Origin of the sequence: Thermococcus sp. PK (genome assembly GCF_000430485.1) — an archaeon.
Taxonomy (GTDB): domain Archaea; phylum Methanobacteriota_B; class Thermococci; order Thermococcales; family Thermococcaceae; genus Thermococcus_A; species Thermococcus_A bergensis.
On sequence record NZ_KE387149.1, the window covers coordinates 304,266 to 311,279 of the forward strand.

The 7,014-nt window shown below is 39.5% G+C and carries 7 protein-coding genes and 1 pseudogene; 5 read left to right on the top strand and 3 right to left on the bottom strand.

All coding sequences use genetic code 11. The features are described from left to right. Positions 1-100: 100 nt before the first annotated feature. Together THEPK_RS03545 and THEPK_RS03550 are read right to left on the bottom strand one after the other, a co-directional pair. Positions 101-478 carry a hypothetical protein gene (locus THEPK_RS03545; protein ID WP_042696758.1) on the bottom strand — a complete coding sequence of 126 codons (378 nt, stop codon included), beginning with the start codon at positions 476-478 and terminating at the stop codon, positions 101-103. 50 nt (positions 479-528) lie between these two features. Further along, positions 529-951 carry a hypothetical protein gene (locus THEPK_RS03550; protein ID WP_042697966.1) on the bottom strand — a complete coding sequence of 141 codons (423 nt, stop codon included), beginning with the start codon at positions 949-951 and terminating at the stop codon, positions 529-531. A gap of 56 nt (positions 952-1,007) precedes the next feature. Here THEPK_RS03550 and THEPK_RS03555 point away from each other — a divergent pair, with 56 nt between their 5' ends. From THEPK_RS03555 to THEPK_RS03575, 5 genes are all read left to right on the top strand, one after another. After that, positions 1,008-1,916 (top strand): glycosyltransferase, encoded by a 909-nt coding sequence (locus tag THEPK_RS03555; protein WP_232194518.1) that lies wholly within the window; start codon positions 1,008-1,010, stop codon positions 1,914-1,916. Between the two features lie 13 nt (positions 1,917-1,929). Next, complete coding sequence (locus THEPK_RS03560; protein WP_042698439.1) at positions 1,930-3,027, top strand: DUF354 domain-containing protein; 1,098 nt, start codon at positions 1,930-1,932, stop codon at positions 3,025-3,027. Positions 3,028-3,032: 5 nt separating this feature from the next. Continuing rightward, positions 3,033-4,109 carry a non-hydrolyzing UDP-N-acetylglucosamine 2-epimerase gene (gene wecB / locus THEPK_RS03565; RefSeq protein ID WP_042698441.1) on the top strand — a complete coding sequence of 359 codons (1,077 nt, stop codon included), beginning with the start codon at positions 3,033-3,035 and terminating at the stop codon, positions 4,107-4,109. Positions 4,110-4,170: 61 nt separating this feature from the next. Beyond that, complete coding sequence (locus tag THEPK_RS03570; RefSeq protein WP_083965054.1) at positions 4,171-5,292, top strand: glycosyltransferase; 1,122 nt, start codon at positions 4,171-4,173, stop codon at positions 5,290-5,292. Further along, positions 5,289-6,815 (top strand): hypothetical protein, encoded by a 1,527-nt coding sequence (locus THEPK_RS03575; RefSeq protein WP_042698444.1) that lies wholly within the window; start codon positions 5,289-5,291, stop codon positions 6,813-6,815. The genes THEPK_RS03570 and THEPK_RS03575 overlap by 4 nt, the downstream gene beginning before the upstream one ends. Positions 6,816-6,830: 15 nt before the next feature. Here THEPK_RS03575 and THEPK_RS03580 read toward each other — a convergent pair. After that, positions 6,831-7,014: pseudogene (locus THEPK_RS03580) on the bottom strand (IS6 family transposase); the annotation flags it as partial.

Below are 7,014 nucleotides of genomic sequence, written 5' to 3' on the forward strand. Positions count from 1 at the left end.
TTTGCCTAAACGCTTCATAGCCCCACCCCAATCGAAAACCTTTTAAATATATCCTCTTCGATCCTTTTAAACTTTTCGCAACACCAGGGCGTGTTTAGTTTCACCCCCTGTTATTTAAACAGTATTTGACTCTGAGGAGGATTTTCAGACCATAACACATTACCCCAAGCAGGATTCGGGTTACAGTAGTCTTTTTCAGAAAACAGGGGATCCTACTGCCAAACCACGTTGTAAACGCACCCCAGAACCCCTCATGAGGATTCCTATGCCTGTACTCTTCTTCAGAAAACACTCTGTCTCTCTTCTTACTACCAAAACCACCTGGAGCGTTCTTAGTTTTCTTAACAATCGGCCGATAACCCTTTTCCACCACAGTGTTCAGAACTTTCTTTGAATCATAAGCCCCATCAGCATAAAAATTCCCAGAACCCCCCGGCAGGAGTTCAATCAGCTCGTTCTCAGAAGTTGTGATCTTCACAGCAACCGGATACAGTAAACCCGGCAGGATTCTCGTTATTGCCTGAACTTCTATCCTACCCTTTTTTTATTTGTAATAATGGTTGAGTCTGCTTGAGTGCTGGCGTAGGGTAATTTCTGGAGTTTTTTCAGGAGGTGGTTTGTCAGTTCTTCGAGGTTCAGCTTTTTCTCCCAGTTGTGGAGGGTTGAGTAGTGAATGTTTGCTCCGAAGAATTTTCTGCCGTAGTGCTGGGCGTCTCTGAGGGGTAGGTTGTAGTATTGTTTAAAGAGGAGTATTGCCAGTATTGTTTTTACTGGAAATTTTTTGGATTTTGGCAGGTTCTTCAGCTTTCCTTCTGATTCGAAGTCTGCTAAAACGTCAAGAATTGCGAATGCCACGCTTTCAGGGTCTTTGAGTCTGTGATCCCATCTGGGGATCACGACAACCACCTGAAAGAATTCAGCAAAAACCCTAATAAAGGTTACTATAAACACGCCCGAATAATGAGAAAAAGCTTTAAAGGGCTAGCACTTCGAACTTTGAAGTGAGAATGAATCCAAAGATAGGTGAGAAGGAGGCAATTTTAATGAGAACCCTCATACTGATTCCAGCTTACAATGAGGAGCTTACAATTGGCTCAGTTGTTACCCTTGCTAAGAAATATGGAGATGTTCTTGTTGTTGATGATGGCTCCTATGATAGAACCTCCGAAATAGCTCAAAAGGCTGGAGCCCTTGTTATAAGGCACAAGGTTAACAGGGGCAAGGGAGCTGCCCTAAAGAGTGGTTTTGAGTATGCCTTGAGTCAAGATTATGATATTGTCATAACCATAGATGCCGATGGTCAGCACAATCCGGATGAGATACCTCTTCTTGTTGATCCCATAATGAAAGGGGAAGCTGATTTGGTGATAGGTTCCCGCTATTTAAATGGGAGCAAAAAGGAAATTCCATTCTACAGGCGCCTTGGTCTCTGGGTTCTCAACAAGGGCACAAAGGCTGCTTCTGGGTTGGAGGTTGATTCACAGAGCGGCTTCAGAGCAATGAACAGAAAAGCCCTTGAGAGTATAGATCTCGAGAGTGAAGACTACTCAGTGGAAACCGATATGGTGGTGAAGGCCAAGGAAAAAGGAATCAGGATTAGGGAAGTGCCAATAAGCGTTCGTTACGACGTTCCAAACAAGCACAAGAAAAATCCCCTTGTTCATGGGCTCAGTGTTCTGGCTTCCATCGTTAGCCTTATTGGATATAGGAGGCCTCTGCTGCTGTTTGGAGTTTTAAGCTTAATTTCGTTTATTGTTGCTGGAGTGCTGGCATATTTAGCCCTTGAGCCTTATTACAAGGGCGGTAATGTATACCTGACCCAAGCTATTGGTGCGGGTATATTTGTGATAACTGGAATTCAGCTGTTTGTTGCTGGGCTGCTGCTGAACGTTTTAGCTAGGATGGTAAAGGAATGAGGTGGTGTAAAACATGAGAATTGCACTATTTATAAATACTCCCGCACAGTGGCATTTTTGGAGGAATATCGTTGAGAAACTAATGGAAGATGGCCATAAGTGTAAGCTCCTTTTCCGTAAGTATAGAGAAACATTGGACGTAGTTGAGGGATTGGTTCCGATAATATACTCCTACCAAGCAAATTCAAAGTATGGGAAAATTCTGTCCTTGCCATTTGATATTCTAAGAGCGACTAAGAAATTATATGGTTTTAAGCCAGATTTAGTTGTTGGGTTTGGTCTTTATGATACTTTTTCTTCGTTATTATTGAGGTCATCTAACTTAGTCTTTACTGATAGTGAGTTTAGATCAAGCAAGTACCTCGAACTTCAATACAAAATGTTTCTACCCTTTTCAGATGTTGTCATAACCCCAGAATCTTTCTTGGACGACCTCGGTGAAAAGCACCTCAGAGTTGCAAGCTACAAGGAACTTGCGTACCTCCACCCAAACTATTACACTCCCAGAGATGACGTCCTAGATATGATGGGCGTTTCAGAGGGGGAAGACTATGTCCTACTGAGATTCAACGCCTTTGATGCAGTTCACGACATAGGAATTGGAGGATTCTCCTACGAGGACAAGCTAAGACTCGTCAAGGAGCTTGAAAAACACGCAAGAGTCTTTATATCCAGCGAAACGGAGCTTCCAAAAGAGCTTGAGGACTACGCTCTCCCGGTTCCAAAGACCAGAATACACGATGTGATTTACCATGCAAAACTTTTAGTAACAGACACTCAGACCATGGCCACGGAAGCGGCAATTTTAGGGACGCCTGTAATACGGTGCAACAAGTTCGTGGGCCCGAATGACATGGGTAATTTCATCGAGCTTGAAAAAAGATATGGTCTGATGTATAACTACCAGATTTCTGAAAAGGAGCTTGCCATCAAAAAGGCAGTTGAACTCGTGCAGGAGGAGAACCTAAAGAAGGAATGGTACAAAAAGAGAGAAAAACTGCTTAAGGAAAAAATCGACATAACGGCTTTTATGGTCTGGTTCATAGAGAACTATCCTGAAAGCCTTGAAGAGTTCAGACAGAATCCTGACATTCAATATCGCTTTAGGTGATGGGTATGAAGGTTGTGACGGTTGTTGGTGCTAGGCCGCAGTTTGTTAAGATGGCGCCTGTTTCGAGAGAATTAAGAAAACATTTTGAAGAAGTTGTTATCCATACTGGACAGCATTACGACTATGAGATGGACAGAATATTCTTCGAACAGCTAAACATCCCAGAGCCAGATTACAACCTTGGGGTTGGTTCTGGAAGCCATGGCTATCAGACCGGTGAAATGCTTAAGAGGATTGAGGAGGTTCTGCTCAAGGAAAAACCAGACTTGGTTCTGGTTTACGGGGATACTAATTCAACCCTTGCCGGTGCTTTGGCGGCTGTTAAGCTTCACATTAAAGTTGCCCACGTTGAGGCCGGCTTGAGGAGTTTTGATAAGCGAATGCCGGAGGAGGTTAATCGGGTTTTGACGGATCACATTAGTGATCACCTATTCGCCCCAACAGAAACAGCTGTAAAAAACTTGTATAACGAAGGAATACGGAACGGTGTTTATCTGACTGGAGACGTCATGCTTGATGCTCTTTTATATAACGTCAAAATTGCTGAAAGATGCTCAGAAATCTTGAATAAGTTAGGATTAAAACCAAAAGAATTTTGTTTAGCAACTGTTCACAGAGCTGAAAATACGGATAACCTTGAGAGGTTAAAGAACATAATTGATGCCTTTGTAGAATGTAAAGAGACAATTGTTTTTCCAGTTCATCCGAGAACTGAAAAGGTCCTAAAAGCTTACGGACTTTATGATTCACTCAAAAAAGCTGAAAATGTAATTTTGATTAAACCCGTTGGTTATTTAGACATGCTAATGTTAGAAAAGAACGCAAAAAAGATACTGACTGATAGTGGTGGTGTGCAGAAAGAAGCGTATTTTTTAAAGGTACCTTGCATAACTTTGAGAGAAAGAACTGAGTGGGTAGAGACGGTTGAAGATGGTTGGAACGTGCTTGTTGGGGCAGATAAAGAGAAAATACTTAGAGCTGTTAGAGAATTTGAACCATCGGGAGAAACTTACACCTACAAGTTTGGCGATGGGAGAGCTTCGGAAAAAATTGCGGAGGTGATAAAGAACGTTGATAGATAAAAAGAGAGTTCTTATAATAGCCCCCCACTACAATTATTTTATAAAAGATTTTACAGAAGCAATGGCTAAGGAAGTTGGAAGAATTTATGTTTTAGTCCGTCACAACTATCTCTCTGAACTAGCTCATTACTTGCCATTTTCATACTTCAGAAATGTTGAGAAATATTCAAAAAGAAATTTGGTTGATTTAAAAAACAAGCCCGACAACGTAGACGTTCACGTCCTATCTACGCTTTATTTCATTCCAGATGGTAGAAACTGGGGCTTGGGAGACAAACTTTTCGAGAAGTTTAGGGATCATATCAAAAAAGAGAAAATTGAGTTTGATTTGATTCACGCTCATTTCACTTGGCCGAGTGGATATGTTGGAGTTAAGCTTGCTAAAGAATTCAGTGTTCCAGTTATAACCACAGCACACGGTTATGATGTTTACGATTTGCCTTTTAGAGGTGAAAAATGGTTTGAGCTAGTAAAATCTGCTCTGGAGTCTTCTGATCATATAATAACCGTTAGTAAGCGCAATTTTGAAATTCTGACTCAAAAGCTTCATATTCCTGAGAAAAAGATTTCTTTGATTCCAAATGGTTTTAATTCGGAGCTTTTTAGGCCTGTGTCACAAAAAGAGGCTAGAGAGAAGCTTGGAATCCCTTTTGATAGGAAAGTTTTACTCAATGTTGCAAATTTAGTTCCAGTTAAGGGTCAGAGATTTTTAATTGAAGCTATGAAAGAAATAGTGAAAAGCAGAAAAGATGTTTTACTTCTGATAGTTGGTGGTGGCCCCCTCATAAAAGACCTAAAAGAGCAAATTGTTAGAGCAAAACTTGAGAATTACGTTAAACTTGTAGGCCCAAAGCCTCACGATGAAATTCCGCTATGGATGAATGCTGCTGATTTGTTTGTTTTGTCGAGTTTGAGTGAGGGGAATCCTACGGTGATGTTTGAAGCTTTGGGTGTTGGTTTGCCTTTTGTTGGGACTAGGGTTGGTGGTGTGCCAGAGATAATAATTTCAGAAGACTATGGGTTACTTTGCGAGCCGGCAAATCCAAAAGATTTGGCAGAAAAAATTTTAATTGCCTTGGAGAAAGAATGGGATAGAGAAAAGATAAGAAAGTACGCTGAGCAATTTACATGGGAGAATATTGCAAAGAAGACGTTGGAAGTTTACAGAGGTGTGCTGAAATGAGCGACGTTCAACTTTTAGAGCATTGTAACTATGGGAAAGCCCATAGGGTAAAGTTAAAAAGGAGCATCTTAATCAAATTAAATTTGGTAATTCTCACAATTTTATTAGTTTACTTGTATAAGTTTTCAATAGACCCATTCTTACCAGTTAACGTAGCATTTTTTCATTCGCCTATGGAAGAGCAACTTTTACTTGGATTTTATTTATTTGGCAAGTTGCTAATTGAAATTACTGGTATAAGAGTTGAAATTGTGCAAATTCCAATCTTTCTGATACCCCAGGTTGTTTTGCTAATCAGTATGATTAGGTTAATTATTAAGGCTAATACTACGCCTGCTACTAACACACTTATTATTTTTTTAGGCTTGCTAATGATATCAATGTTTACGGAAGGTGTTTACATTTTTGTCCATCACTTTGGATTTATATTATTTCTTACATTTTTTTTAACGCTAGTGCTCTATCAGCACACTAATAATAAAAGTTTTCCCCTTCTTAGCATCATTGTCTTTTTTGTGTTAGGTATTGGGGGTTATAAAATTATATACTTGGCACTTTTAACAGTAGTTTGGATTCTTATTCTCCAGTTATCTTTGAGAAAGAAGTCTAACTTCACGTATCTACTTTTTGTAATGATTATATTTGTTTTAGAATTTAACGAGTTTCTATATAAACGAGCTATACCAGAATTTTTAATTTATGCAAACTACGGAGTTGAACATGGCATAATGAGATTTATTGAATCCCTATTCACACAAAAACCGCCAGAATTATGTTTTAATAGCATTTGTTTCCAGATGTATTTATATAAAGGTCCGACCATTGCACGAATAGGTCACGCTTTTGTTTGGAGCTTCATTTTGTTTGGAGCAATGTATTTTGTTAGCATCAGCATAAAAAAAGTGATACATAAGCAAAAGCTAGATAATCTTTCTATAATCTTGCTAGCTCTTTTAATCTCAGGATCAACCCTAACTTTAACATATAGTATCCTCGGTCTCTTTCATTTCGCATATAGCTTCTTACCATCCTCGATTATAACGCTATATCTAATCTCTCAAAAAATTTCAGAAAGAAAAATAAAAATAGTGACTTTTGTGTTGCTTGTATTTATTGTGTCAGCCTACATTGGAACTATTAGCGTAATTGATCAGAGATTTAATCCTTTCAGTCCTTATGTGAAAACAGCTGCAAGCTCTACACAGTGGGCATCTACTGTGTCTGAGAGTTCGCAAAAAGTAATGGCAGACGTCTTTACACGCGGTTTTTATACAATATACTGGAATATAGGGGAGAGAATGTCTGGATATCCAAGATGGCTTAAAATGGAAGACTTAGCCGAGTTCTACTTTGGAAATTCGCAAAGCGGAAAATTATATATCTTAAATTACAGATTACCATGGTGGGAAATGGAAAACTGGTATAAAATACTCCCTCCAGTGGAGTATAGGAAAATTCTGCATCATAATAGCTATAACCTAATATATTCCTCCAGAGAACTAGATATTGTGATTGTATACTAAAACTCGCAGATACTGTTAGGATAACTGGGGCATCACCTCCTGAAGCCATTCAGTAACATCACCAGGCGGATCACCAAAACTAGAATGAATTCTGACAAAATTATACCAGAAGGCAAACAGAAAAACAAACCTATGAACCCTCCTCCAGTCTTTACCCCTGAAATTATTCCAGAAACGCTTCGTCCTCTCCTTCAACGTC